Source organism: Phytopseudomonas flavescens (assembly GCF_900100535.1).
Classification (GTDB): Bacteria; Pseudomonadota; Gammaproteobacteria; order Pseudomonadales; family Pseudomonadaceae; genus Aquipseudomonas; species Aquipseudomonas flavescens.
This window is the reverse complement of sequence record NZ_FNDG01000008.1, coordinates 34,667-61,210: the sequence shown is the minus strand read 5'-3', so window position 1 is coordinate 61,210 and position 26,544 is coordinate 34,667. Positions and strand designations below refer to the sequence as shown.

The 26,544-nt window shown below is 62.6% G+C and carries 23 protein-coding genes and 1 pseudogene; 13 read left to right on the top strand and 11 right to left on the bottom strand.

What is annotated here, in order from left to right; translation table 11 throughout:
• Positions 1 to 184 precede the first annotated feature (184 nt).
• The 5 genes from yacG to pilB form a co-directional block, all read right to left on the bottom strand.
• Positions 185 to 385 carry a DNA gyrase inhibitor YacG gene (gene yacG, locus BLR94_RS12265; protein WP_084305075.1) on the bottom strand — a complete coding sequence of 67 codons (201 nt, stop codon included), beginning with the start codon at positions 383 to 385 and terminating at the stop codon, positions 185 to 187.
• Positions 382 to 990 (bottom strand): dephospho-CoA kinase, encoded by a 609-nt coding sequence (gene coaE, locus BLR94_RS12260; RefSeq protein ID WP_084305073.1) that lies wholly within the window; start codon positions 988 to 990, stop codon positions 382 to 384. Before coaE ends, yacG begins: the two co-directional genes overlap by 4 nt.
• A gap of 164 nt (positions 991 to 1,154) precedes the next feature.
• Entirely contained in the window at positions 1,155 to 2,027 is an 873-nt protein-coding gene (locus BLR94_RS12255; RefSeq protein WP_084305071.1) for a prepilin peptidase, read from the bottom strand.
• Between the two features lie 3 nt (positions 2,028 to 2,030).
• Complete coding sequence (locus BLR94_RS12250; protein ID WP_084305069.1) at positions 2,031 to 3,251, bottom strand: type II secretion system F family protein; 1,221 nt, start codon at positions 3,249 to 3,251, stop codon at positions 2,031 to 2,033.
• A gap of 2 nt (positions 3,252 to 3,253) precedes the next feature.
• On the bottom strand, positions 3,254 to 4,960 hold the full coding sequence (pilB, locus tag BLR94_RS12245; RefSeq protein WP_084305067.1) for a type IV-A pilus assembly ATPase PilB: 1,707 nt from the start codon (positions 4,958 to 4,960) through the stop codon (positions 3,254 to 3,256).
• Between the two features lie 258 nt (positions 4,961 to 5,218).
• On the opposite strand from pilB, the gene BLR94_RS12240 reads away from it, so the two are divergent.
• From BLR94_RS12240 to BLR94_RS12225, 5 genes are all read left to right on the top strand, one after another.
• Entirely contained in the window at positions 5,219 to 5,722 is a 504-nt protein-coding gene (locus BLR94_RS12240; RefSeq protein ID WP_084305065.1) for a pilin, read from the top strand.
• A 48-nt stretch (positions 5,723 to 5,770) separates the two neighbouring features.
• Positions 5,771 to 6,544, top strand: coding sequence for a TfpX/TfpZ family type IV pilin accessory protein (gene tfpZ / locus BLR94_RS27165; RefSeq protein WP_139207445.1), 774 nt, complete (start codon positions 5,771 to 5,773; stop codon positions 6,542 to 6,544).
• A gap of 422 nt (positions 6,545 to 6,966) precedes the next feature.
• Entirely contained in the window at positions 6,967 to 7,173 is a 207-nt protein-coding gene (locus BLR94_RS12235) for a type II toxin-antitoxin system VapB family antitoxin (RefSeq protein WP_084305356.1), read from the top strand.
• Positions 7,170 to 7,550, top strand: coding sequence for a type II toxin-antitoxin system VapC family toxin (locus BLR94_RS12230; RefSeq protein ID WP_084305063.1), 381 nt, complete (start codon positions 7,170 to 7,172; stop codon positions 7,548 to 7,550). The genes BLR94_RS12235 and BLR94_RS12230 overlap by 4 nt, the downstream gene beginning before the upstream one ends.
• A gap of 185 nt (positions 7,551 to 7,735) precedes the next feature.
• A complete protein-coding gene (locus tag BLR94_RS12225) occupies positions 7,736 to 10,138 on the top strand; it encodes a membrane-bound PQQ-dependent dehydrogenase, glucose/quinate/shikimate family (protein ID WP_084305061.1) in 2,403 nt (800 codons plus the stop codon).
• A 33-nt stretch (positions 10,139 to 10,171) separates the two neighbouring features.
• On the opposite strand, the pseudogene BLR94_RS27945 reads toward BLR94_RS12225, so the two are convergent.
• Positions 10,172 to 10,307, bottom strand: a pseudogene (locus tag BLR94_RS27945) (IS3 family transposase); the annotation flags it as partial.
• Positions 10,308 to 10,674: 367 nt separating this feature from the next.
• Between BLR94_RS27945 and BLR94_RS12220 the strand changes: the two are divergent.
• Entirely contained in the window at positions 10,675 to 11,199 is a 525-nt protein-coding gene (locus BLR94_RS12220) for an REP-associated tyrosine transposase (protein WP_084305059.1), read from the top strand.
• 50 nt (positions 11,200 to 11,249) lie between these two features.
• On the opposite strand, the gene BLR94_RS12215 is transcribed toward BLR94_RS12220, so the two are convergent.
• Positions 11,250 to 12,833 carry a peptide chain release factor 3 gene (locus BLR94_RS12215; RefSeq protein WP_084305057.1) on the bottom strand — a complete coding sequence of 528 codons (1,584 nt, stop codon included), beginning with the start codon at positions 12,831 to 12,833 and terminating at the stop codon, positions 11,250 to 11,252.
• 177 nt (positions 12,834 to 13,010) lie between these two features.
• On the opposite strand from BLR94_RS12215, the gene BLR94_RS12210 reads away from it, so the two are divergent.
• The 5 genes from BLR94_RS12210 (at position 13,011) to BLR94_RS12190 (ending at position 16,620) form a co-directional block, all read left to right on the top strand.
• Entirely contained in the window at positions 13,011 to 13,448 is a 438-nt protein-coding gene (locus BLR94_RS12210) for a DUF192 domain-containing protein (protein WP_084305056.1), read from the top strand.
• Positions 13,449 to 13,687: 239 nt separating this feature from the next.
• Entirely contained in the window at positions 13,688 to 14,305 is a 618-nt protein-coding gene (gene ribA / locus BLR94_RS12205) for a GTP cyclohydrolase II (RefSeq protein WP_084305055.1), read from the top strand.
• Positions 14,302 to 14,715 (top strand): MFS transporter, encoded by a 414-nt coding sequence (locus BLR94_RS12200; RefSeq protein ID WP_084305054.1) that lies wholly within the window; start codon positions 14,302 to 14,304, stop codon positions 14,713 to 14,715. The genes ribA and BLR94_RS12200 overlap by 4 nt, the downstream gene beginning before the upstream one ends.
• Positions 14,715 to 15,512 (top strand): helical backbone metal receptor, encoded by a 798-nt coding sequence (locus BLR94_RS12195; protein ID WP_084305053.1) that lies wholly within the window; start codon positions 14,715 to 14,717, stop codon positions 15,510 to 15,512. Before BLR94_RS12200 ends, BLR94_RS12195 begins: the two co-directional genes overlap by 1 nt.
• Before the next feature lie 97 nt (positions 15,513 to 15,609).
• On the top strand, positions 15,610 to 16,620 hold the full coding sequence (locus tag BLR94_RS12190) for an AI-2E family transporter (protein ID WP_084305051.1): 1,011 nt from the start codon (positions 15,610 to 15,612) through the stop codon (positions 16,618 to 16,620).
• Positions 16,621 to 16,950: 330 nt separating this feature from the next.
• On the opposite strand, the gene BLR94_RS12185 is transcribed toward BLR94_RS12190, so the two are convergent.
• The 4 genes from BLR94_RS12185 to BLR94_RS12170 form a co-directional block, all read right to left on the bottom strand.
• Positions 16,951 to 18,705 carry a TonB-dependent receptor plug domain-containing protein gene (locus BLR94_RS12185; RefSeq protein ID WP_244158158.1) on the bottom strand — a complete coding sequence of 585 codons (1,755 nt, stop codon included), beginning with the start codon at positions 18,703 to 18,705 and terminating at the stop codon, positions 16,951 to 16,953.
• Between the two features lie 152 nt (positions 18,706 to 18,857).
• Positions 18,858 to 20,768, bottom strand: coding sequence for a 1-deoxy-D-xylulose-5-phosphate synthase (gene dxs, locus BLR94_RS12180; protein WP_084305047.1), 1,911 nt, complete (start codon positions 20,766 to 20,768; stop codon positions 18,858 to 18,860).
• 124 nt (positions 20,769 to 20,892) lie between these two features.
• On the bottom strand, positions 20,893 to 21,780 hold the full coding sequence (gene ispA, locus BLR94_RS12175; RefSeq protein WP_084305045.1) for a (2E,6E)-farnesyl diphosphate synthase: 888 nt from the start codon (positions 21,778 to 21,780) through the stop codon (positions 20,893 to 20,895).
• The gene (locus BLR94_RS12170) at positions 21,777 to 22,019 is read right to left on the bottom strand and encodes an exodeoxyribonuclease VII small subunit (RefSeq protein WP_084305043.1); all 243 of its coding nucleotides are present in this window, start codon (positions 22,017 to 22,019) and stop codon (positions 21,777 to 21,779) included. Before BLR94_RS12170 ends, ispA begins: the two co-directional genes overlap by 4 nt.
• A gap of 141 nt (positions 22,020 to 22,160) precedes the next feature.
• On the opposite strand from BLR94_RS12170, the gene BLR94_RS12165 reads away from it, so the two are divergent.
• Positions 22,161 to 24,113 carry a DNA topoisomerase III gene (locus tag BLR94_RS12165; RefSeq protein WP_084305041.1) on the top strand — a complete coding sequence of 651 codons (1,953 nt, stop codon included), beginning with the start codon at positions 22,161 to 22,163 and terminating at the stop codon, positions 24,111 to 24,113.
• 910 nt (positions 24,114 to 25,023) lie between these two features.
• Complete coding sequence (locus BLR94_RS12160) at positions 25,024 to 26,436, top strand: amino acid permease (RefSeq protein ID WP_084305039.1); 1,413 nt, start codon at positions 25,024 to 25,026, stop codon at positions 26,434 to 26,436.
• The last annotated feature ends 108 nt before the right edge of the window (positions 26,437 to 26,544 follow it).

The following is a 26,544-nucleotide window of genomic DNA, read 5'->3' as shown; positions in this document are numbered from 1 at the left end:
AACACGCCCGGTCGGCGCTCGCCGGGAGGCGCCGGAGCTTTTGTAAAAGCTGGCGCCTGATGGGGAGCGGTAAACGCCGCCGGTACGGGGCCTTGACTCCAGGGTGCAGCTCCTGCGGTGCCAGGGCAGGCCGCAATCTTGCGGAACCGAAGGCTCTCGACTGGCTTGAATGGGGGCAGTCCGGTCAATGCCGCCTGGGTGGCAGGTCTTCCGAGAACAGGTCGTCTTCCAGTTCGTTGCCAGGAATCGCATGTTCTTCCGCAGCCCAGGCGCCCAGGTCGATCAGCTTGCAGCGTTCGCAGCAGAACGGGCGGCTGGGGCTTTGCGGGCCCCATTCCACCGGGGCTGCGCAGGTCGGGCAGGCGACGAGGGTGGGTGTGCTCATGGTTGGCCTCCAGTCAAGGTCAGGTAAAAGGCGTGCAGGCGCTCGACCTCGCGTCTGAGCCAGGCCAGGTCGCGGTCATTGCTCAGCACGTCATCGGCATGGCGCAGGCGCTCGTCGCGCGTGGCCTGAACGGCCAGAATCGCCTGCACCTGTTCGGCTGACAACTGATCGCGGCGCATGGTGCGCTCGATCTGAAGCGGCTCGGGCACGTCGACCACCAGCACGCGTTGCGTCAGTTTGTATTGCCCGGATTCGATCAGCAGCGGGGAAACCAGGATCGCATAAGGCGATTGGGCGTTTTCCAGAAACCGCGCGACTTCCTGGGCGATCAACGGATGCAGCAGGTTTTCCAGCCAGCGGCGTCGCTGGGGGTCGGCAAAGATCTGCGCGCGTAACGCGGAGCGATTCAGTCGGCCATCTGCCTGCAGGACTTGTGCGCCGAAGTGTTCGGCAATGGTCGCCAGGGCCGGGCGCCCCGGCTCGACGACCCAGCGAGCGGCCTGATCGGCATCGATCAGGTCCACACCCAGTTCGACGAAATGCTCGGCAACGGCGCTCTTGCCGCTGCCGATACCGCCGGTAAGGCCGAGCGTCCAGGGTTTCATGGTGTGCGCGTGCCCGTGTGATCAAGAGGGCGCGCATTATAAGGCAGTGATGTGCCTGTGGCGAAAACCTCGGCTCTGCAAGGCCATCCAGCAGAAAAGCGGGCATCGAACAAGGGGAGCCCGCTTGCCATGCGCCAGGGTTGAGCACAGCGTTACCCAGGGCGTTAATGGAACCCCGCAAACTGCAAATAGCCGTCGGTAATCCGCTTGCCCCACAGCAGTGCGATAAACCCTGCAATGGCCAGGTAAGGACCGAAGGGAATCGGTGTGCTGGCACTCGCGTCGCGAATGCGCAACATGATCACACCCAGCACGGCACCGACCACCGACGACAGCAAGATGGTCAGCGGCAGAGTCTGCCAGCCGCCCCAGGCACCGATCATGGCCAGCAATTTGAAGTCGCCGTAGCCCATGCCTTCCTTGCCGGTGGCCAACTTGAACAGCCAGAACACCGACCACAGGCTCAGATACCCCGCGACCGCTCCCCACAGGGCCGCGTCGAGGCTGGTGAAGAGCCCGAAGTGGTTGGCGATCAGGCCCAGCCACAAAAGCGGCAGTACCAGCGAATCCGGCAGGAGCTGGTGGTCGACATCGATCAGGCTCATGGCCAGCAAACCCCAGGCCAGTACCAGCATCGCCGCCGTCTGCCAGCCGAAACCGAAATGCCAGGCGACATAAGCCGACAGCAGCCCGCACCCCAGTTCGACCAGCGGGTAGCGCAGGCTTATCTTCGCCTTGCAGCCGGAACAGTGGCCGCGCAGAAACAGGTAACTGACCACCGGGATGTTTTCCCAGGGGCGGATCTCGTGCCTGCAGTGCGGGCAGCTGGAGTGAGGCAGTACCAGGTTGTAGGTTTCACCCTCGGGCTCTGCCGGCAACTGCAGCACCTCGCGCGCCTGAACGCGCCAGTCGTGAAACATCATCTTGGGTACGCGGTGGATCACCACGTTGAGGAAGCTGCCGACCAGTACGCCGATAACTAACGTGCAGAAAACAAAGGCCGGCGTATTGCCGGCCAGAAAGTCGATGATGGTCATGGGTTAGACAACGTTACCCAGTTGGAAGATTGGCAAGTACATGGCGATGATCAGGCCGCCGACCAGTACGCCGAGTACCGACATGATCAGTGGTTCCATCAGCGCCGTGAGACCATCCACCGCGTTGTCCACCTCCGCTTCGTAGTAGCTGGCCACTTTGTCGAGCATGCTGTCCAGCGCACCGGACTCTTCGCCGATGGCGGTCATCTGTACCGCCATCGCCGGAAATACATGGGTCGAGCGCATGGAGAAGTTCAACTGCATGCCGCTGGTGACGTCTTGCTTGACCCTGTTGACCGCGTTACGGAACACCACGTTGCCGGTGGCCCCGGCCACCGAGTCCAAGGCTTCGACCAGGGGAACACCGGCAGCGAAGGTGGTGGACAACGTACGGGCATAGCGTGCCACCGACGACTTGTAAACGATGTTGCCGACCACGGGCGCCTTCAGGATCGTCCGGTCCAGCCCGTCACGGAATTTCTCCGAGCGCTGCTTGGCCTGGCTGAACGCATAGCCGGCAGCGACCATGGCAATCAGGACGATAAACCACCATTCCTGAAGCGCTTCAGATAACCCAATGACGAAAAGCGTAAAAGCGGGCAGTTCAGCGCCGAAACTCGAGAAGACATCCTGGAACTGCGGTACCACCTTGATCAGCAAGATACAGGTGACGATCACCGCGACGGCGACTACCGCGATGGGGTAATTCATCGCTTTCCTGATCTTGGCCTTCAGTGCCTCGGTCTTTTCCTTGTAGGTCGCCACCCGGTCCAGCAGCGTTTCCAGCGCCCCCGACTGCTCACCTGCCTCCACCAGGTTGCAGAACAGGTCGTCGAAATACTGAGGTTTCGTGCGCAGCGCGGCAGCGAAGCTGTTACCCGCCGCCACGTGCTGTTTGAGCTCGTCGACCAGTTTGCGCATGTTCGGGTTTTCCAGGCCGTCGGCGATGATGTCGAAAGACTGCAGCAGCGGTACGCCGGCCTTCATCATGGTCGCCATCTGCCGGGCGAACAAAGCGATATCCATCGGTTTGATCTTTTTGCCGTCACCGAACAGCGAAATGCCTTTCTTGCGTACCTTGGTCGGGTTGATGCCCTGTTTGCGCAGCTGCGCCTTGACCAGCGCGGGGTTCTGCCCGCTCAGCTCGCCCTTGACCACGGATCCTTTTCGATCCTTGCCTTCCCAGACGAACGTGCTGGTCTTCGCTGCCTTTGCTGCTGCCATGGTTAATCCTTGGTCACGCGGTTGACTTCCTCGAGGCTGGTCACGCCTTGCATGGCCTTCAGCAGCGCCGAGGTACGCAGGTCATTGAAGCCGTCTTTGCGCATTTGCGCGGCAATATCGATGGAGTTGCCTTCTTCCATGATAATCCGCTGCAGGCTTGGCGTGTTTTTAACCACTTCATAAATCCCGACACGGCCCTTGTATCCGCCCTTGCAATTTTCACAGCCAACCGGACCGTAGAGCTTGAAGGTACCGAGCTGCTCTCGCGGGAAGCCTTCTTCCAGCAGCGCCTCGTCAGGAATCGGCATCTCTTTCTTGCAATGGCTGCACAGCTTGCGTGCCAGGCGCTGGGCAATGATCAGGTTGACCGAGGTGGCGATGTTAAAGGAAGGAACACCCATGTTGCGCAGGCGGGTGAGGGTCTCCGCAGCGCTGTTGGTGTGCAGCGTGGACATCACCATATGCCCCGTCTGAGCCGCTTTGATGGCGATGGAGGCGGTGTCCAGGTCGCGGATCTCGCCGACCATGATGATGTCCGGATCCTGACGCAGGAAGGCGCGCAGTGCCTGGGTGAAATCCATGCCCTGCTTGGGGTTGACGTTGACCTGGTTGATGCCTTCGAGGTTGATCTCCACCGGGTCTTCGGCTGTGGAAATGTTCACATCCGGGGTATTGAGGATGTTCAGGCCGGTATACAGGGACACGGTCTTGCCCGAACCCGTGGGGCCGGTCACCAGAATCATCCCCTGGGGCTGTTTGAGCGCAGCCATATACAGGTCTTTCTGGCTCTCCTCATACCCCAGCGCGTCGATGCCCATTTGTGCGCTGGTGGGGTCGAGGATCCGCATCACGATCTTCTCGCCCCACAAGGTGGGCAGGGTGTTGACCCGGAAATCGATGGCCTTGCTCTTGGATATCCGCATCTTGATACGGCCATCCTGCGGCTTGCGCCGCTCGGAGATGTCCAGCCCTGCCATGACTTTGAGGCGCGCAGCGATACGCGGCGCCAGCTGGATGGGCGGGCGTGAGGTTTCATGCAGGATGCCGTCGGTACGAAAGCGTACGCGGTAGCTCTTTTCATAGGGCTCGAAATGCAGGTCGGAGGAGCCGCCCTTGATCGCATCGAGCAGCATCTTGTTGACGAAGCGTACTACCGGGGCATCATCGGCGTCCTGGCCGCTGCCGTCGTTGATCTTCTTGTCGTCGTTGGCGGATTCTGTCTCCAGGCCATCGAGATCCACATCGGCCAGATCCTCCAAACCGCTGTGCCCGGTATCGAAGAGTTTGTCGATGGCATCGCTCAGTTTGTCGTCTTCCACCAGCAGCGCTTCGGTGGACAGGCCGGTACTGAACTGGATATCGGTGACCGCCTGGTGATTGGACGGATCGGAGATGCCCACGAACAACTTGTTGCCGCGCCGCCAGAGCGGCAGCACCCGGTGTTGGCGCACCAGTTTTTCGCTGACCAGATCCTTGGGCTGACTGTCCTTGTCCACCGCATGCAGATCGATATAGGCCACGCCGAATTGGTCTGCCGCCAGCTCCATCAACGCGCGACCCTTCACCAGCCTGTTCTGCGCCAGGTAATGCACCAACGACAGCTTGTTGCGCTTGGCCTGTGCCTGTGCCTGCTGAGCGGCTTTCTCGTCCAGCAGTTCGGCGAGCACTATCTGCTTGGCCAGGCCGGAAAGGGGAATATTGTCGCTCATGGGCACCTCACACCATCGAATGGGTGCGTTATAGCGCAGATGGGTGGGGCTGCCAAACGGCCAGTATGGATGTGACGAAAAATGTCAGAAGGTGCGAAAGATTTGATGGCTGTGGGTGGCATGTGATGGATGCTTGATGGCTGCTGTTGAAACAGTTCGCTACTCTGTGGGGTATGGCAGGACTTCGATAGAGTTGGCATGCTTGCTGCTATGTCATGTCCAGGCTGTCTGCCTAACACTCAATTATTGGAGAGTTATATGAAACCTCAAATGCAAAAGGGTTTTACCCTGATTGAACTGATGATCGTTGTTGCCATCATCGGTATTCTGGCAGCTGTTGCGCTGCCTGCTTACCAGGATTACACCACTCGCGCACGTGTGACTGAAGGTTTAAATTTGGCTGCTGCTGCTAAAATTAACGTTGCTGACGTACTATCTTCGGGTAATCCGGGGGCCAATGCTGCCGGTTACAACACGGGATATACCAGTCCGACTGCTACACGAAATACCACCAGTGTGGCAATTACGCCTGCTACAGGTGTTATTACCATCACGACCACAGCTGCTGCTGGTGGTGGCACTTTGATTCTTACCCCAAATGCTCCGGTAGGTACAATTTTGCCTGTAGGTACCGCTGCTTTTACTCCGCCGGCTGAAGCAGTTTCGTGGCGTTGTATGGCAACTGGTGCTGCAGCTGCAGGTTTTGCTGGCACTGCGGCTGGTACTCTGCCCGCGCGCTTTGCTCCTGCAGAGTGTAAGTAATTACCTAGCTTTAAAAAGGCGCTTCGGCGCCTTTTTTGGGATGCCATTATGGCTAAGCCTCTAAGGCTGCGTTCTGCTGCGTTTGCTAGTTTATTGCATCTATTGGTCAGCGCACTCATTGCTATCTTATGTTTTGCGTTGGTCTATGGTCTGTGGTACCAATTTCCCTACTCAGAATTAGCAGGGGGGGCACATTTGTTTGCATTGATTGTGCTTGTAGATGTGGTGTGTGGGCCCTTGCTGACATTTTTAATTTTTAATCCAGCTAAGCCAAGGAAGGAGTTGCGTTTCGATCTTGGGGTTATATTTTTTCTACAGTTATGTGCTTTGTCCTATGGGTTGTTTTCTATCGCGCAAGCGAGGCCTGTGTTTTTGGCGTTTGAAGGCGATCAGTTTAGGGTTGTAAGTTTGCCTGATGTACAGATTTCTGCTATTCAGTCTGCTTCTAAAGATATGCAAAAATTCAGCTTTTCAGGGCCGAAGCTCATTGGTACGAAGCTATTATCTCCTTCTGATGCTGATTTCTTGAGTAGTATTAGATTGGCATTAGATGGTCTGCCCCCTGCTTTTCGGCCTAGTCGTTGGGTAGAGTTCGATACGCAGGTTTCTCAAGTTATAGCTAAGTCGAAGAAAATCTCTGAATTGCTATTGAAATACCCTGGTCAACGGGATCTCATAAAGTCAGCGGTCGCCTATACAGGTGTCTCTGAGGATCAGCTTGGTTACCTACCTTTGTCTTCGGGTAATCGTAACGATTGGATTGTTCTCGTATCAGTTGAAGATGGCAGGCCCAGATCATATCTACCCTTGGATGGGTGGTAACCAAAGCGTGAAAGGAGTTGATGCTGTAAGACGAATCAATTTTATGATGGAGGTGCGAGGCGTAAATCCACCGTTTAATCTGCTGCTTCAGACGCCGAAGCAAAGCGTCCTGAGCTTCACGTGACTTTTTTCAGTCTAGTCTTCGGTAAATTGTGCGACGAATACGCCTTATGCGCTTATCGCGATATGGTGGATAACCTTATGAGGGCGAAGCCCGGAGCGTATCCATCGCTTAAGGCAAACTGGCTGCATTCGCAATACCCTGCCTCGCGCGGGGTGTTCTGCTGTCTGGACAATTGTAGCGCAACGCGAGTTGCTCGGCGGATTACGCCTGCGGCTAGTAAGGTTCACGACAAGGGCAAATCTTGCGGAAATCATCAATCATGATGCATATTGTCATCACTTTTGATGAGGGTTGGATGATGCGCACCACAGTAACCCTGGATGATGCCCTGTACGAGAAGGCGCTGGAGATGGCCGATCCCGGGATGGATAAGGCCGACATCTTTCGGGAGGCCTTCAAGACCTTCGTCCGGGTGCAGGCGGGCAAGCGGCTGGCAGCCCTGGCGGGCGCCCAGCCCGAGGCCCAGGAGGCACCGCGTCGCCGGGGGGAGCCGGCCTCCTCATGAGCGTGCTGGTGGGTACCTCGGTGTGGATCGACCACTTTCGTCGTGGCAATGCCGGTCTCGTCGAACTGATCGGGCTCGATCTGGTGTTGACGCATCCACTGGTACTGGCCGAAATCGCCTGTGGTACGCCGCCTGCGCCCAGGGTGTCGACCCTGGCCAACCTGGCCTTGCTGCAGCGCTGCAATCAGGCTGGCCTGGATGAGGTGATGGCGTTCATCGAGCGTGAGAGGCTCTATGGCCTTGGCTGTGGCGTGGTGGATCTGGCGTTGCTGGCCTCCACGCTCATTACGCCGGGTGCTGAATTGTGGACGCTGGATAAACGCTTGGCCGAACTGGCCGACCGCTTCGGGGTGGCGCATCGGGCTTTTTTGCACTGATCGGGCCTGTGCTGGCAAGCGCGGTAGCGTTAACAGGCCCTAATCCGCTATACGCATCGAAGTCCGCCGGGCGCCGGAAAAACTGAACCCTTCAGGCGACGGTTCGATCCACTGCAGGCTGGTCCCGTCTCTGTTGTCGAAGGCTTCATTTGTCCACCCTTGGATCAACCCGCCGAGAGCGTGCCATGAGCATCCCAGACCGCCGTCCCTTGCGTATCACCCTCACCGCTCTGCTGACCCTGTTGCTCGGGGTGATGATGGCCGGCGGTGGCGGCTACCTGGTGAGCCTGGGCGGCTCCTGGTATTACCTGCTCGCGGGCGTGGGACTGTTGCTGGTGACGGGCTTGCTGTTCGCACGGCAGCGAGCGGCGGTCGGGTTGTACGGCGTGCTGTTGCTGGCGACGCTGGCATGGACGGTGTACGAGGTGCGCTTCGACTGGTGGCAACTGGCACCGCGTATCGATCTCTGGTGCGTGCTCGGGCTGTGGCTCGTGCTGCCATTCGTCAATCGTCATGTCAGCGGGGAGGGCGGTTGGCGTGACGCCTCCAGCGGCCTGCTGGGGTTGGCTGTGGTCGCCGGTGCGGCGATGGCCCTTTATTCGTTGACCCAGGATTATCATGTGCTCAGCGAGCGTTTCAGCGAGGCGCGGATGCAAGGCGAACCCGGGGCGCAGGCCACGCGCTCGGCTCACGAATGGCCGGCCTACGGCGGCTCCAAACAAGGCGACCGTTACTCCACCGCTGATCTGATCACCCCTGAAAATGCCGGCAAGCTGGAGAAGGCCTGGGAGTTTCATACCGGGGATTTGCCGGGCGAGGGCGATCCTCATGAGCTGACCAATCAGGTCACCCCGCTGAAAGTGGGCAATACCCTGTTTATCTGTACGCCCCATAGCGTAGCGATTGCGCTGGATGCGGACACGGGCGAGGAGCGTTGGCGATTCGACCCGGGCATCAATCGGGATGCCGAGTACTACCAGCATATGACCTGCCGTGGTCTGGCCTATCACGACGGTACAGCTGCTGCGGCGAGCGCCAGTGCGGCTGAGCAACCCAACCAGCCGGCCGCGCGCTGTGAAAAGCGCCTGTTCCTGCCGACCAACGACGGCACCCTGATGGCGCTGGATGTCGAGGACGGTCAGCCTTGCGAGGACTTTGGCGATGCCGGCACGGTCGATCTCAAGGCCGGGCTGGGGGAGGGCGCGCTTGGCGTCTACCTGCCCACCTCGCCGCCCGTGGTCACCGCCAAGCTGGTGATCGTCGGCGGCTCCATCACCGATAACGGTTCGGTGGATTCTCCCGGCGGCGTGATCCGCGCGTACGACGTGAAGACCGGCGAGCTGGTGTGGAATTTCGATCCGGGCAACCCGGACGCCACCGGGCCGCTGGCACTGGGCGAAACCTATGTGCGCAGCACGCCCAACGTCTGGACGATTCCCACCGCGGACGAGACGCTGGGGCTGGTGTATTTACCGATGGGCAACCAGACCCCGGATCAGTGGTCGATCCCTCGTAACGAGCTGGCCGAACGGTTCACGGCCACCCTGGTCGCGCTGGATCTGGCGACTGGCAAGGTGCGCTGGGAGTTTCAGACCGTGCACCATGATCTCTGGGACCGCGACCTGCCCTCGCAGCCGACCCTGGTGGATATCGACGGCGCGCAGGGCAAGGTGCCGGCGATCATCCAGGCGACCAAGCGCGGCGATCTCTATGTGCTCGACCGGCGCACCGGCGAGCCCATCGTGCCGGTCAACGAGATGCCGGTGCCCCAGGGCACCGACTACGGCGACACCACCGCAGCCACCCAGCCTGCCTCGGCCCTTAGTTATGCGCCTCAGGAGCCTTTGCGTGAGCGCGACATGTGGGGGGGTACGCCGATCGACCAGATGCTCTGCCGCATCCAGTTTCGCAAGCTGCGTTACGAAGGCGACTTCACTCCGCCATCGCAGCAGGGCTCGCTGATCTATCCAGGTAACGTTGGCGTGTTCAATTGGCCATCGGTGGCGGTGGACCCGAATCGCCAGTTGCTGTTCGGCGCACCGAACTACCTGGCGTTTATCTCACAGATGGTCAAACGCAGCGACGTCGAAGCCGAGGAGCGCCGAGGCGGTGGTGAAACCGGTCTGCAGCCCAATCTGGGAGCGCCCTACATGGTGCGCTTACAGCCCTTCCTGTCGGTGCTCGGCCTGCCCTGTCAGTCGCCGCCCTGGGGCTACGTGACGGCCGTCGATCTGCGCACCATGAAGAAGGTGTGGATGCACAAGAACGGTACAAGCCGTGACAGTGCGCCACTGGGCCTGCCGTTCCCGGTCGGTACGCCAGCGCTCGGCGGGCCTATCGTCACCGCCGGTGGCGTGGCTTTCATGAGCGGCACCTTGGACTACTACCTGCGCGCCTATGACCTGAAGACCGGCAAGGAGCTGTGGAAAGGGCGCCTGCCGGCTGGCGGTCAGGCCACGCCCATGACCTACGTTTCGGAGAAGTCCGGTAAGCAGTTCGTCGTACAGATGGCCGGCGGGCACGGCTCGTTCGGCACCAAGGTGGGTGATTCGGTCATCGCCTGGACCCTGCCGGAGAATAAGCAGTAGGCGATGGCAGCGATACCAAGGGGAGAACTGCCGCCCCGTTTCCACGGACGGTTTGAGAAAAGCCGAAAGCTCCAGATTGCCGGGCGACTCTACGATGCATTCGTGGGTTATGGAATCGCTCCATGTAGCCGAATGAATTCGCCCGTGCTTCATCGCGAGTTCTATACGTATTGATGGGTAACACGCTCACGCTCGAGGCGGGCCAGCTCTTCATGCCTGTTCCGGGAAGGCGTTTGCTGTGCCTGTCGAACCGAGCGATCTAACAGGCTCGAACCACTGCGGTTTTTTGGGCGATTTGCCGGCAACTGGCTCCTGAACGACGGGGCAGTTCGACAGCCTCCCCTTTGAACTCGGGGCTGTATTTCTTGCGCTTGGACATGAACACTCCTTCAACTCGCTGTGAGCTTGCTCGTAAGTGTTCGTGCTAACGGCGTAGAACCCGGCCGTGCAAGGTTGATGTGGCGGATTGTTTCAGTGGCGGATCCAGCCCCTGTTTACGTTCTATGCTTGTTCCTTCATGTTGGGGAGGGGCAAGGATGCCAGGCTACCGTCGTGCGTTCAGGTCTGGAGCGACCTGGTTCTTTACCGTCGCCTTGTTGCGACGTGGCGATAACGATCTGTTGCTGAGACACATCGATGAGCTGCGTCATGCGATAAGGCGGGTACACCGGCTGCACCCATTCGGGATCGATGCCTGGGTCGTGTTACCCGAGCACATGCATTGCGTGTGGACGTTGCCTCCGGGTGATCATGCCCGGCCCTTGCGCTGGCGACTGATCAAGCGATTCTTCTGCAGCGCGTTGCCGGCGGATACCTACCGCGCGATGCTGCGCCTGCCGCGGGCGCAGCGTGGCGTCTGGCAGCGCTGTTACTGCGAACACCGGATCCGCAATGAAGAAGAGTTCCGCTGGCATGTGGATTACGTGCACAACAACCCGCTCAGGCATGGCCTGGTGCGTCAGGTGCGGGACTGGCCTCATTCGACCTTTCACCGCGATGTGCGTAACGGGCTGTATTCGCCGGATTGGGCTGGCAGTGATGCCATTGTCGCCAAGCACTAAGGCATGAGCCGGACTATCGCCCGGCTCTGGCGCGCTCGTGTTAACAGCTCTCAGTGATGCTCGCGGGTGGCGCGGAATTTCACGTCGGGCCAGCGTTCTTCCATCAGGCTCAGGTTGACCCGGGTGGGCGCCAGGTAGGTGAGGTGGCCGCCGCCGTCCAGGGCGAGGTTTTCCACGGCCTTGTTGGCGAATTCCTCCAGCTTCTTCTTGTCGCTGCAGTCGATCCAGCGGGCCGACCAGACGGTGATCGGCTCGTAACCGCACTCGACCTTGTATTCTTCCTTCAGGCGGCTGGCGACCACGTCGAACTGCAGCACACCGACGGCGCCGAGGATGATGTCGTTGCTGCGCTCGGGGAAGAACACCTGGGTGGCGCCTTCCTCGGCGAGCTGTTGCAGGCCCTGGCGCAACTGCTTGGACTTGAGCGGATCCTTCAGGCGTACGCGGCGGAACAATTCGGGTGCGAAGTGCGGGATGCCGGTGAAGCCCAGCGCCTCACCTTCGCTGAAGGTGTCGCCGATCTGGATGGTGCCGTGGTTGTGCAGGCCGATGATGTCGCCGGCCCAGGCCTCCTCGAGCATTTCGCGCTCGGAAGAGAAGAAGGTCAGGGCGTCGCCGATGCGCACGTCCTTGCCGGTGCGCACGTGGCGCATCTTCATGCCCTTCTCGTACTTGCCCGAGCAGATGCGCATGAAGGCGATACGGTCACGGTGCTTGGGATCCATGTTCGCCTGGATCTTGAAGACGAAACCGGTGAATTTCTCTTCCACCGGTTCCACGGTGCGTTCGTGGGCGACACGGGCAAGCGGGCGCGGTGCCCAGTCGACCACGGCATCGAGTACATGGTCGACGCCGAAGTTGCCCAGCGCGGTACCGAAGAACACCGGGGTCAACTGACCGCTGAGGAACTCGTCCTGGTTGAACGCGTGGCAGGCACCCTGCACCAGCTCGAGCTGCTCGACGAAACGATCGTACTCGTCGCCCAGGTGAGCGCGGGCCTCAAAGGAGTCGAGTTTCTCGATGATCTTGGTGGCGGTGCGCTCGTGGCCATGGCCCGGCGTGTAGACGATGATGTAGTCGTCGGCGAGGTGGTAAACGCCCTTGAAGTCGCGGTAGCAACCGATCGGCCAGGTAATCGGCGCGGCCTTGATCTTCAGCACCGCCTCGATTTCGTCGAGCAACTCGATCGGGTCGCGGATATCGCGATCCAGCTTGTTGATGAAGCTGACGATCGGCGTGTCGCGCAGCCGGCAGACGTCCATCAGGGCGATGGTGCGGGGCTCGACGCCCTTGCCGCCGTCGAGCACCATCAGCGCCGAGTCCACTGCGGTCAGGGTCCGGTAGGTATCTTCGGAGAAGTCTTCGTGGCCGGGGGTGTCGAGCAGGTTGACCATGTGCTCGCGATAGGGGAACTGCATCACCGAGGTGGTGATGGAGATCCCGCGCTGCTTCTCCATTTCCATCCAGTCGGAGGTCGCATGGCGGTCCGATTTACGTGACTTGACGGTACCGGCCACGGCGATTGCCTGCCCCATCAGCAGCAGCTTCTCGGTGATGGTGGTCTTACCGGCGTCGGGGTGCGAGATGATGGCGAAAGTACGGCGCTTGGCGACTTCGGCGGCCTGAGTGGTCATGGATAGGTGCCTGCTTGAACGCGTTGGCGGGCCCGTGAGCCCGGAAAAATGCGCGATTATAGCGGTAAATGCTCGGCCGCTGGGGCATCTCCTGTCTGCCGCTGACGGCCATCCCGGGTGCCGGAAACGTGCGCAGGCCGGTAGGATCGCTTCTCTGGTTCAGGTTCGAGGTCGGTCATGGCCATTTTCTTGTTGCGCAGCATCCTGATTGGCTCCCTGGTGCTCGCCTCTTCGGCAGCCCTGGCAACGTTACCCGAGTGCCGCGTCGGTTTTCCTGGTGGGGCGACGCTGAGCGTGCCGCTCGCCGCCACTGCCGAAACGCGTACGCTGGGGTTGTCCGGCCGTGACGATATCGGCCACGGCATGCTCTTCGCCTGGCCGGAGGAGGGCAGGCGCGAGCTGTGGATGAAAGACACCCGGGTAGCGCTGTCGGCGGCCTTCATCGATGGCCGTGGCGTGGTGCGCCGGATGGTCGATATGCAGCCCTACAGCCTGCAGCGGCATGGCTCGCAGGAGCCGGTGCGCTATATCGTCGAGGTGGGCAAAGGCGCCTTCGATGCGCTGGGTGTGGTGGTGGGGAGCCGGGTCGGGATCGATTGCGCAACGGCTGGATGAACGCGGCATAACCGGCAGGAGCCTGCGGTGGATCGTGCAGGCAACACCGATGTGACGGCAGGGAGCTTCGCGCCGAGGGCGACGCCCCTACCCGGCAGGCCAATTGCATTGGGCGCCGTCGAGGGGAGGCCGTCCCTGCAGGGAGCCACCCTGATAATTCGGCTGACGGTGCCGCAGGCGCTGCTGTTACACTATCACCCCTCGCAAATCCGCATCCTTTCCGATACCAGGAGCATCCGGTGCCTGTCGTGTTCGTCGCCGCCTCCCAACTGCCGACTCCATTCGGTGTGTTCACCATGCATGGTTTTCTCGAAGAGGCCACTGGCAAGGAGCATGTCGCTCTGACCTTCGGCAATGTGGCCGATGGCGAGCCGGTGCTGGGGCGCCTGCATTCCGAATGCCTGACCGGCGATGCGTTGTTCAGCCTGCGCTGTGATTGCGGCTTCCAGTTGGAGGGTGCGCTGCGCGCCATTTCCGAAGAAGGCCGTGGCGTGTTGCTTTACCTGCGCCAGGAGGGCCGCGGCATCGGGCTGCTCAACAAGATCCGTGCCTACGAACTGCAGGATGCTGGCGCCGATACCGTGGAGGCCAACGAGCGTCTGGGTTTCGGTGCAGACATGCGCGACTACGCGATCTGCCTGCCGATGCTGCAGCACCTGGGGATTTCCTCGCTCAAGTTGATGACCAACAACCCGCGCAAGGTCAAGGCGCTGGGTGACATGGGCATCCCCGTGGCCCATCGCGTACCGCTGCAGTTGGGGCACAATCCGCACAACAGCAAGTACCTGGCGACCAAGGCCGGCAAGCTCGGGCATATGCTCGGCAAGCTGCATCAGGGCGAGGTCGAGCGGCCTTGACCCGCGCCGCGGTCAAGCGTCGGTTGGCCCTGCTGTGGTGGCGGCAACTGGCACTGACCCTGGCTCCACTGTTACTGATCAATCTGGTTTTCGGCGCCGGCCGCCAGCCCGCCGTGTTGGCCATGCCGCTGTTCGTCGCGGGATTGGCTTCGCTGTTCGTCAGCCTGCCGCTGTTCGGCGGTTACAAGCGCGCGCTGTTCGCCGCTGCCAAGGCACTGGACACGCCTGACGAGCCCGCTGCCTGGCTGGCCCTGGCCGAGCGTCGCCGGGTTGCCTTTCTAGGTGCGGGGCTGCCGGCCTGGATCGCTGCCGTCGCGGTCTTCGCGGGGCTGGAGGCCGTGCCGCTGGTGTTGCTGGCGCTGGCCAGCGTGGTGCTGCTCTACCTCTATCGCATCCCCCGGCAGTTGTGATGCTGCGTGTCCTGCTCGCCCTGTTGGTGCTGCAGATGGCGCCGCTGTCGGCTGCCGACAGGGTGGTCAGCCTCTCGCCATCGCTGAGCGAAATCGTTCTCGAACTGGATTCTGCGGACGTGCTGGTCGGTGTGCTCGATGGCGGCGAGCGCCCTGCGCAACTGGCACATCTGCCTTCGGTAGGGCGCTACGGACAACTCGAAACGGAAACCCTGCTGGCGCTGAAACCGGACCTGCTGCTGGTGTGGCCGGGCAGTGTCAGCATCGCCCAGCGCGAGCAACTGAAACGCTTTGGCATTCCCATGCTGGTTCTCGAGCCCCACTCGCTGGATGAACTGGCCCAGCAGTTCGTGCAGATCGGCGAACGCCTGGGCCGTGCCGATCGCGGGCAGCGCCTGCACGCGCGCTTCGTCGCCGGGCTCGCCGCGCTGCGTGAGCGCTACCATCGTGAGCGACCCGTAGCGGTGTTCTACCAGGTGTGGGACGCGCCCCTGTATACCCTCGGGGGTGGGCAGATCATCAGCGATGCCTTGCAGGCCTGCGGTGCGCGCAACGTATTCGCCGATCTGCAACTGCCCGCCCCGCAGGTGAGTGTCGAGGCCGTGCTGCAGCGTGACCCGGCGGTGATCATCGCCGGCGACCACAGACAACTGCAGGCCTGGCGGCGCTGGCCGCAGCTCTCGGCCGTACAGCGCGAGCAGTTGCTGGTGTTGCCGGACGACGGCCTGGAGCGCCCCAGTTTCCAGATGCTCGAGGCGACGGCGAGGCTCTGCGAGCGGCTGGCATCCACCCGCTGATGGCGCGCGCCAGGGCGCGGTTGCCGGCATGCGATGGCGCTGGTAAAGCGCGCCGGCAACTGGCAGATTGGGTGCCTTCCTGTTCATTGCAGATGTTATGAAAGCCCCTGTCTCCCCCTGGTTCTCCCCGGCCAGCGCATTGATCGTTGGTGCCGCGCTGCTGCTGGTCTTTCCGTTGAAATTGCTGCCCAGCCTGCTGGCCGGTCTGCTGGTGTTCGAACTGGTCAACCGCCTGGCTCGCCACATGCAACGACTGTTCGCCGGGCATCTCGGGCGCTTGCTGGCGGTCGGCCTGCTGAGCGTGCTGGTGATCGCCGTGCTGGGCCTGGTGTTCGCCGGCGGGTTTTCCCTGGTGATGCACGAGCTGAACAATCCGGGACGCTTGATGGGCAAGCTGCTCGGGGTGATCGACCGCGCCCGCGACCAATTGCCGGAAGCCCTGGTGGCCTACCTGCCAGCCAACGTCGACGATATCCGCATCACGCTGCACGACTGGCTGCGCGGGCACATCAGCGAGCTGCAGCTGCTCGGCAAGGGCGCGGTGCACATGTTCGTCACCGTGCTGATCGGCATGATCCTGGGCGCGGTGATCGCCCTGCAGAACGTTCCCGAGCCTGATCAGCTGAGGCCCCTGGCCGGCGCGCTGCTGACCCGCGTGGGGCATTTCGTCGATGCCTTTCGCAACGTGGTGTTCGCGCAGATCAAGATCTCCCTGCTCAATACCACCTTCACCGGCATCTTCCTGATGGGCGTGCTGCCGCTGTTCGGCGTGCACCTGCCGCTGACCAAGACGCTGATCCTGATCACCTTCGTGGCCGGCCTGCTGCCGGTAGTCGGCAATCTGATTTCCAACGCGGCGATCTTCGTGGTCGGCCTGTCGTTGTCGGTCTGGGTGGCACTGGGCGCATTGGCCTACCTGATCGTCATCCACAAGGTCGAATACTTCCTCAATGCCCGCATCGTCGGTGGTCAGATCAAGGCGCGCGCCTGGGAGCTGCTGCTGGTCATGCTGGTGTTCGAGGCCGCCTTCGGCATCGCCGGCCTGGTGGCCGCGCCGGTTTACTACGCCTACCTCAAGAGCGAGCTCAAGGCCCAGGGCTGGGTGTGATCATGTCGGTTGGATCGCCCCCTCAGCTACTACACAGATTGCGGTGATCCGTCGACCGCGTAGGAGCCGCTTGCGGGCGATTTCCTGATTCAGGGCCTGTTCACGATCTTTCGACGAGAATCCACGCGCAATGGCAGCAAAAAGGCGGAAGCAGACGTAGGGTGGATCGGGGCGCGTAGCTGACGCTCTTTTCATCCACCATCGCGATCGCAGAGCGGTGGACGGATGAAGCGTCGTCCACCCTACACATGACCGCTATCGCCTTTTTGCAGCTGATCTATAGGAATACGGGTTCCGGTTTGCCAAGTGCACAGGATCGTGAACAGGCTCTCAGAACGCCGGCGTCCAGGTCAGTGACAGCATGGCAGTGCGGCCTTCCTCCCGGTATTCGCTGTAATTCGTCACGGGCCAGCTTCCATAGCTGTACTGGGCGCGGCTGTAGGTTTTGTCCAGCAGGTTGTCCACCTTCAGGCCCACGGCCAGTTCCGGCGTTGCCTGCCAGCTACCACGCAGGCCGAGCAGGCCATTGCCGGGGATTTTGCGCTGGTTGGCCGCGTCGTCGTAGCTGCTGCTGACCGCCTGCCAGCTGGCACCAACCGACCAGTTGCCGAACTGGCGATCCACATCGAGGCTCAGGGTACGCTTGGCGCGGCGAATGAGCTGTTTGCCGGTACTGCGGTCACGGGCGTCGATGAAGTTCAGGCCCAGGGCGGCCTGCCAGCCCAGCAGTTCGTGGTGCAGGCTGCTCTCGAAGCCGTTGATACGGGCCTTGTCGACGTTCTCGGCAGGCCAGCCGTTGATCGCGTCGCGCAGGTCGGTGCGGTACACCGAGGTTTGTAGCGCAGTGCGCTCGGCCAGTTGGCTGCGCCATTGCAGCTCATAGGATTTGGAGGTCTCCGGACGCAGGTTCGGGTTGCCGCCGCCCGGCCAGTAGAGGTCGTTGAAGGTCGGCGCGCGCAAGCCTTCGGCGTAGGAGAGGATCAGCTCGTTGCGCGCATCGAGGGGGTAACCCAGGGCACCGCTGAAGGTGTTGACGCTGCCGAACTGCTGGTTCTTCTCGTGTCGCAAGCCCAGCTCGATACTGAAGTGCTCACCACGGTAACTGTGCTGCGCAAGCAGCGCATGGTTCCAGCGGCTGTCCTGCGCGTAGGCGGTAGTGCTGTTGAGTTGTTCCCGGTAGCCATCGGCGCCAACCAGCAGGCCGTGGCCGTTACCCAGGTCGAGGGTGTTGAGCCAGGCCAGGCTGTCGCGGTAGGTGTTGAACGGGCTGCTGGCGGGAACATCGTCATGGCGCTCGACGGAGCGGTTCTCGCTATGGCCGACCTCAAGGCGGCTTTTCCAGTTCGGCAGCAACTGGGCGCTGACGAACCCGGAGTAACTCGTCAGCTGATAATCGGCGTACGGGTAGGCGCCTTCCCAGCCCTGGTCATATTCGCTCTCGCCGCGCTGGTCGAGCACGCTGAAGCCGGCTTCCAGGTTCTCGTTGAGGCGGTGGCTGAGGTTGGCGGCGACGGCATTGTTGCGGTAGGCGTCGCGGTCGCTGTCCGGCGCTACGCTGGCGTAAGTGCGGTTGATGCCGCGGGTGTCGTCGGCACTCAGGCTGAGGTTGAAGCGAGTGGTTGCGTCACCACCGGAAAGACCGAGGCTGCGCTGCCAGGTGCGATTCGAACCATAGCCGACGCGCAGGCGCGGGTAGAGCCCTTCGCCCGTGGCACGGCGGGTAAAGATCTGCACCACGCCGCCAATGGCGTCGGCACCGTGAATCGCCGAGCGGGCGCCGCGCAGCACTTCGACGCGTTCGATCTGCTCGATATTCAGGTACTCCAGGGGCGCGCCGCCAGCGGAGGCCGAGCCGATGCGCTGACCGTCGACCAGCACCAGGCTTTGCGCCGATTTGGTCCCGCGAATGTACAGGCCGCTGTTGCTGCCGGGGCCACCGCTGCGGGTGACTTGCACGCCGGGCACACGGGCCAGCAGGTCCAGCACATCTCTGGGCAGCAGGCGCTCGATGTCGGCGCGGGTGAACACCGTGCTGGCGCTGCTGCTTTCGCTGCGCGGCTGCACGTCACGGTTGCTGGTGATCACGGTTTCCGAGAGCTTCAGGGCAGCGCCGGGATGGCTCGCTGGGCGAGGGCACCGGCTTCCCGTTTAACGCCCGACGATCGATCGCCCGGGCGCACCTTGCAGGAAATGAACGCCGTGTACCTTAGGGGCTGAGTGAATGGCAAGCAAGGACTTCAGCCCTCGCTTGAAGCCTGTTCAAGCACAGACAGGCGCTTGCGGATCGCCATCTCGATCCCGGCTTCGTCCAGACCACACTCGGCGAGCATCTGTTCGGGCCGGGCGTGCTCCACATAGCTGTCGGGCAGGCCGAGCTGCAGCAGGGGGACGAGCGTGCCACGCTGGGCGAGAAACTCGCTGACGGCGCTACCTGCGCCGCCCATCACGCTGTTTTCCTCGAGGGTCACCAACAGCTCGTGGCTGGCGGCCAGTTCGCTGACCAATGCTTCGTCCAGCGGTTTGACGAAGCGCATGTCGACCACCGTGGCGTTCAGCGTTTCGCCGACGCGCAGGGCTTCACTCAGTTGCACACCGAACACCAGCAGGGCGACGCCGCTGCCCTGGCGACGAATCACCCCCTTGCCGATCGGCAGGGCGTTCAACGCGCGGTCGATGGTTGCGTTCGGGCCGCTGCCACGGGGGTAGCGCACCGCGGCCGGGCCGGCGAACCGGTAGCCGGTGGTGAGCATGTGGTGCAGCTCGTTTTCGTCGCTCGGCGTCATGATCAGCATGCCGGGAATGCAGCGCAGGTAGGACAGATCGAAGCTGCCCGCGTGGGTGGGGCCGTCCTCGCCGACCAGGCCGGCGCGGTCGATGGCGAACAGCACGTCGAGGTGCTGCACGGCGACGTCGTGGATCAGTTGATCATAGGCGCGCTGCAGGAACGTCGAGTAGATCGCCACCACCGGCTTGGCACCTTCGCAGGCCATGCCGGCGGCGAGGGTCACCGCATGTTGCTCGGCGATGGCCACGTCGAAGTAGCGATCGGCGAAGCGTTCGCTGAACGTCACCAGATCGGAGCCTTCCTTCATGGCCGGAGTGATCGCCATCAGGCGCTCGTCGCTGGCCGCCATGTCGCACAGCCACTGGCCGAATACGCTGGAATACTTGGGCCCGGACGGTTTTTTCGCCTTGGCCGGCGCGTTGATCGGCTCCAGCTTGGTGATCGCGTGGTAGACGATCGGATCGACCTCGGCCGGCGCGAAACCCTTGCCCTTCTTGGTGACCACGTGGAGGAACTGCAGGCCCTCCAGGTCACGCATGTTGCGCAGGGTGGCCAGCAGGGTCGGCAGGTCATGGCCATCGATGGGGCCGATGTAGTTCCAGCCCAGTTCTTCGAACAGCGTGCCGGAGACCAGCATGCCCTTGGCGTGCTCTTCGGTCTTGCGGGCGATTTCCCAGGCGCCGGGCAGCTTGGACAGCACTTTCTTGCTGCCTTCGCGCATGTTGGCATAGGTGCGGCTGGAGAGAATCTTGGCCAGGTAGTTGGACAGACCGCCGACATTCTTGGAGATGGACATGTCGTTGTCGTTGAGCACCACCAGCATGTTGGCCTTGACGTCCGCCGCGTGGTTGAGCGCTTCGAACGCCATGCCGGCGGTCAGCGCGCCATCGCCGATCACCGCGACCGACTTGCGCTTGCTGCCCTGGCGCTGGGCGGCGATGGCCATGCCCAGTGCCGCGCTGATCGAGGTGCTGGAATGGCCGACGCCAAAGGTGTCGTACTCGCTTTCCGAGCGGCGCGGGAAGGCGGCGATGCCGTCCTTCTGGCGCAGGCTGCTCATGCGCTCGCGGCGCCCGGTGAGGATCTTGTGCGGGTAGGCCTGATGGCCGACGTCCCACACCAGGCGGTCGTCCGGGGTGTCGAAGACGTAGTGCAGGGCGATGGTCAGCTCGATCACCCCGAGGCCGGCGCCGAAATGCCCGCCGGTCTGGCCGACCGTGTAGAGCAGGTACTGGCGCAATTCGTCCGCCAGGGTCTCCAGCTCGGCCTCGCCGAGGCGGCGCAATTCGTCCGGCGTGTTGGCACGGTCGAGGAGCGGCGTCAGCGGGCGTTCGCGGGGAATCTCGTGGAAAGTCGTCGGCATCAGGCGAGTCGTTATAGGAATTCAAGGAATGGGGCAGTCTACCTGATGCGGCTACTCGTGCCCAAGATCGCTGGGTGCGGGTCGCCGCTGCGGTGCTGCCAGGTGAGACAGCGAGGGCGTGGCTTCAGTTGCGCCTTTCTACGATATAGCGGGCTAGATCGCGCAACGGTTCGGCAGCGCTGTCGAACCCGCGCAGGGCGTGCAGCGCCTGATCGCACAGTTCGAGGGCATAGCGCTTCGCCGCCTCCAGGCCGAGCAGCGCCGGGTAGGTCGGCTTGTCGTTGGCCTGGTCCTTGCCCTGGGTCTTGCCCAGGGTGGCGGTATCGCTTTCCACGTCGAGGATGTCGTCCTGCACCTGGAAGGCCAGGCCGATGGCGCGGGCGTAGGTGCTCAGCGCCGCCAGGGCCAGATCGTCGGCGCGGCCGCTGGCCAGGGCGCCGAGGCGCACGCTGGCTTCGATCAGCGCGCCGGTCTTGTGGCGATGCATGATCTCCAGAGCCGGCTGCTGCAGTTGCCGGCCCACCGAGCCGAGGTCTATGGCCTGGCCGCCGACCATGCCGGCCGGGCCCGCCGCGTCGGCCAGCGCCGTGAACATGTTCAGACGGATTTGCGCGTCGTGCGGGTTGCGTTTTTCGTTGGCGAGCACCGCGAAGGCCAGGCTCTGCAGGCCGTCGCCGGCGAGGATCGCGGTGGCTTCGTCGAAGGCCTTGTGGGTGGTGGGCTGGCCACGCCGCAGGTCATCGTCGTCCATGGCCGGCAGGTCGTCATGCACCAGGGAGTAGGCGTGGATCAGTTCCACGGCGCAGGCCGCGCCGTCGGCCTGGGCTGGCGTGCCGCCCAGGGCTTCGCACGCGGCATAGGCCAGCAGCGGACGAATGCGCTTGCCACCGTTGAAGACGCTGTAGCGCATGGCTGCGTAAAGGCGTTCCAGTTCGACGCGTGGCGCCGCGAACAGCGGCTCCAGGGCCGCGTCGACCTGTTTCTGGCAGCGGGCCTGGTAGTCAGCGATCATAACGGCTCGTCCGTTTCGAACGGCGCCGCTTGCAGTTCGCCATCACGCTCGAGAAGCACCTGCACTTTCTGTTCGGCCTGGGTCAGCGAGGCCTGGCAGTCGCGGGTCAGGCTGATGCCCTGCTCGAAGGCGTTCAGCGACTCCTCCAAGGAGAGTTCGCCGTTTTCCAGGCGTTCGACGATGGTTTGCAGGTCGGTGAGGGATTGCTCGAAATCGAGCGTGGCTTTCTTGCGGGCCATGGCGGGAATTCTCAGGCGGGGTTCGCGGTTCGGCGGGACACTAGCAGAGCCCCGGTTCGCGGGCAATCGACGACGGCGTAGCGTGGCTGTATCGATATACAGTATCGTGTCGACTGTTCTCCATTTTTGTAGCCGTGCCCCATGCGCTTGTTTCTCTGCGAAAAGCCCTCTCAAGCCAAGGATATCGCCAGCGTGCTCGGCGCCACCCGGCGTGGCGACGGCTGCTGGCTGGGCGGCGGGGTGACGGTGACCTGGTGCATCGGCCACCTCTTGGAAACCGCGCCGCCGGATGCCTACGACGCGCGCTACAAGCGCTGGGTGCTGGACGACCTGCCCATCGTGCCGCAGCAGTGGAAGATGCGCGTCAAACCCAAGACCGCCGCGCAGTTCAAGGCGGTCAAGCGGCTGCTCGGCGAGGCCGCCGAACTGGTGATCGCCACCGACGCGGACCGTGAGGGCGAGATGATCGCCCGCGAGTTGCTCGACCATTGCCGCTACCGCGGGCCGATCCAGCGCCTGTGGCTGTCGGCCCTGGACGATACCTCGATTCGCAAGGCGCTGGCTGCGCTCAGGCCTGGTGCCAGTACCTACAACCTCTATCAGTCGGCGCTCGGTCGCTCACGGGCCGACTGGTTGATCGGCATGAACATGAGCCGCCTGTTCACCCTGCTGGGGCGCAAGTCCGGTTACCAGGGCGTGCTGCCGGTCGGCCGCGTGCAGACGCCGACCCTGCGGCTGGTGGTGGATCGCGACCGCAGCATCGCCGCCTTCGTGCCCGTGCCGTTCTGGGCGATCGATGTCGTGCTCGACGGCAACGGCACGCCCTTCACCGCCCAATGGCGTGCCCCTGAAACGCAGTGTGACGAGCAAGGGCGCTGCCTGCGCCAGGCGGTCGCGCAGCGCGCCGCCGCGGATATCCAGGGCGCCGGGCAGGCGTTGTTGCAGCAGTTGAAGACCGAGCGCGTGCGCGAAGCGCCGCCTCTGCTCTTCGACCTCGGCACGCTGCAGCAGGTCTGCTCGAAGAAGCTTGGCCTTGGCGCCCAGGAAACCCTGGATATTGCCCAGAAGCTCTACGAGACCGACAAGCTGATCACCTACCCACGCAGCGACTGCGGCTACCTGCCGCTGAGCCAGCATGGCGAAGCGCCGGCCATCCTGGCGGCCCTGGGGCAGGCCGATGCAGGCCTGCGCGAGGTGCTGGCGCATACCCAGGCACAACGCCGTTCACGGGCCTGGAACGATGCCAAGGTCAGCGCGCACCACGGCATCATCCCGACACTGGCAGCAAGCGGGCTGGCGCGCCTGAGCGGTCGCCCGCGGGCCGTCTACGAGCTGATTCGTGCCCGCTACCTGGCGCAGTTCCTGCCCAACCATGAATATGATCGTACCCAGGCCGATTTCGACTGCGCCGGGCACTGCCTGCGCGCGGTCGGCAAGCTGGTCGTCGAGCCCGGCTGGAAGCGTGCGCTGCCTGAAGCCCTGGTGCCGGCCAAGGGTCGCGAAGCGCCGGCGCCCCAGGCGCTGCCGGCTCTGCGCGAAGGACAGCAGTGCGCGGTGCGCGAGGTCTCGCTGAAGGATCAGCACACCCAGCCGCCCAAGCCATTCACCGAGGGTGACCTGATCCAGGCCATGAAGAACGTGGCACGGCTGGTCGAAGACCCACGCCTCAAGCAGAAACTCAAGGACACCACCGGCATCGGCACCGAAGCCACCCGCGCCGGCATCATCCAGGGGCTGCTCGAGCGCGGCTACCTGAGCAAGCAGGGCAAGACCCTGGCCGCCACCTCGGCGGCCTTCGGCCTGATCGACGCGGTGCCGCGGGCCATCGCCGACCCCGGCACCACGGCGATCTGGGAGCAGGCGCTGGACATGGTGCAGAGCGGGGAGATGCCGCTGGAAGAGTTTGTCACCAAGCAGTCGGCCTGGATGGGCAGGCAGATCGAGCGCTGCCTCGGCCTGCAGCTGAACATCAGCGGCCCACCCCCTGGCACAGGTCGCGGCGCTCCCTGGAAGAACAAGCGCAAGGCGGCCGCGCGTAAAGGTACTCCTGCCAAGCGGGCCGGCACTGCTGCGGCAAAGGCCAAGCCGAAGTAGGCCGAGTGCTGTTCACCTGAAAGCGCGCAGCACGCAGCACGGGACGCGGAGGTCCCCGGAGGCGTTCCCGCGCGGAGGGTGGGAACGATCCGAATCTCACCGATGGCTCCCATGTTCCAGCCATGTAGGGTGGATCGGGGGGCGTAGCTGACGCTGTTTTCATCCACTGCTAGGGTTGCCGATGGGTGGACGGGTGAAGCGTCGTCCACCCTACGATCTGGCTGGTTGACGCACTCGGGGCGTGGGAACGATCTGATGTAGGGTGGATCGGGCCGCGTTGCTGATTACCGATTGGTGGAAGGGGTGAAGCGTCGTCCACCCTACGATCTGGCTGGCCGAAGCGTGCCGCACCGGGCGCGTAGGCAGTCCCACGTGCAGAGCGGGTAGCGGCCTGAAATGACGCCACCCATCCGTTCTTTACACGGGCGGAGTATTCCCAAAAGCCGATTTTCCGTTACCATCCGGCGCGTTGAATTTAATGAACAGGTTTCTTTCGCCTGTCCGACGCCTGGTCTTACCCTTCCATTCGTCGGATGTTCTAGTGGTAATCCCTCTAGAACGGTGCATGAGATCTCATGGCAAGTATGGGTTCAGCTCTCCTCGGGCTGGGCTGGTTGTGGAGTAAAACGAACATTCAAGCCGGTGTGCCGTGTGTTTGCGGTGGCACCGCTGCGGTAATGGCTCAGATCGTCACGCGAGTGGGGGTGGGCCGTCCTCTGATTCAACCGGATGGATTTCGGCAAGGACTGTTGCCCGAGACCGGCCTACGCCGGATCCGGAAACGCTCATACGGCAAGCAATCTCGACAACGCCTGCGCGTGGCAGACCCGTTGCCGCGTGTCGTGCGTCGAGCAGAAGGACGGCCTGGTTTCCACTGTTTCCAGCACAATCAACAAGAGGTAGTCCTTCTATGGATGCGGTATCAGCCGACAAGGCAAAGCAGGGGCACGAGAGCAAGCTCAGTGCATCATTGAAGCCCCGGCACCTCACCATGATGTCGATCGCCGGTGTCATCGGCGGCGCGCTGTTCGTCGGCTCCGGCAGCGTCATCCACAGCGCTGGCCCGGCAGCCGTGCTGGCCTACCTGGCCGGCGGCATTCTGGTGGTGCTGATCATGCGCATGCTCGGCGAGATGGCGACCTCTTCGCCGGACACCGGCTCCTTTTCCACTTACGCCGAGCGCGCCATCGGCCGCTGGGCCGGCTTCACCATCGGCTGGCTGTACTGGTGGTTCTGGGTGATCCTCATGGCCTGGGAGGCCTACGTGGCGGGCACCATCCTGCATGGCTGGTTCCCCGAGGTCAGCGTCAACGTCTTCGTGTTGGCCACCACGCTGCTGCTGATCAGCATCAACTTCTTCAACGTCAAGCACTACGGGGAGTTCGAATTCTGGTTCGCGCTGATCAAGGTGGTGGCGATCATCTGCTTCCTGGTCGTGTGCAGCATGGCCGTGCTCAGCCTGTGGCCGACCGGGGAGGTGCGTGGTTTCAGCAACCTGACCGCCCAGGGCTTCATGCCCAACGGTATCGAAGCCGTGGTGGTGGCCATCCTCGGGGTGATGTTCGCGTTCCTCGGTGCCGAAATCGTCACCATCGCCGCCTCGGAGGCCAAGGATCCGTCGACGCAGATCGTCAAGGCGACCAACTCGGTGGTCTGGCGGGTTTGCCTGTTCTACATCGGCTCGATCTTCCTGATCGTCTGCCTGGTGCCCTGGAACGACCCTTTGATGGCGCAGTCAGGCTACGGCTCCTATCGCCGCACCCTGGAGCTGCTGGGCATCCCGTATGCCGAGCTGGTGATGAATTTCGTGGTGCTGACCTCGGTGAGCAGCTGCATGATCTCGGCACACTACACCGCCTCGCGCATGCTGTTCTCGCTGTCCACCCGGGGTGATGCGCCGCAGTTCCTGAAAATCACCCGTTCGGGAACCGGCGTACCGGTGTTCGCGATCATCGCTTCCTGCTCGGTGGCCATCTTCGTGGCGCTGATCAACTTCAGCGAAACCCTGCGCCCGAAAGACGTGCTCGACACCCTGATGAACACCACCGGGATGATCGCCCTGCTGGTCTACCTGGTGATCGCCTTCTCGCAGCTCAAGATGCGTCGCAAGCTGGAAGCCCAGGGCAAGGACATCCGCCTGAAAATGTGGCTGTTTCCCTGGCTGACCTACCTGGTGATCCTGTTCATCGTCGGCTGCCTGGTAACCATGGCCTTCGTCGAGGAATACCGGGTGCTGGTCATTTCCACCGGTGCGGCGGCTGCCGTGGTCGTGGCCTTGGGGATCTGGGTCCACATGCGCGCGGCAAGAAAGCTGGCACGCTGATCACCTCGGCATGAGCGAAAAGGGCGCCCTCGCAGGAAGGCGCCCTTTTTTATCAATCGCTCATCGGCAAAGGTCATCATCCGCCAGGAAGGCCGGCTGGGCTCGCTC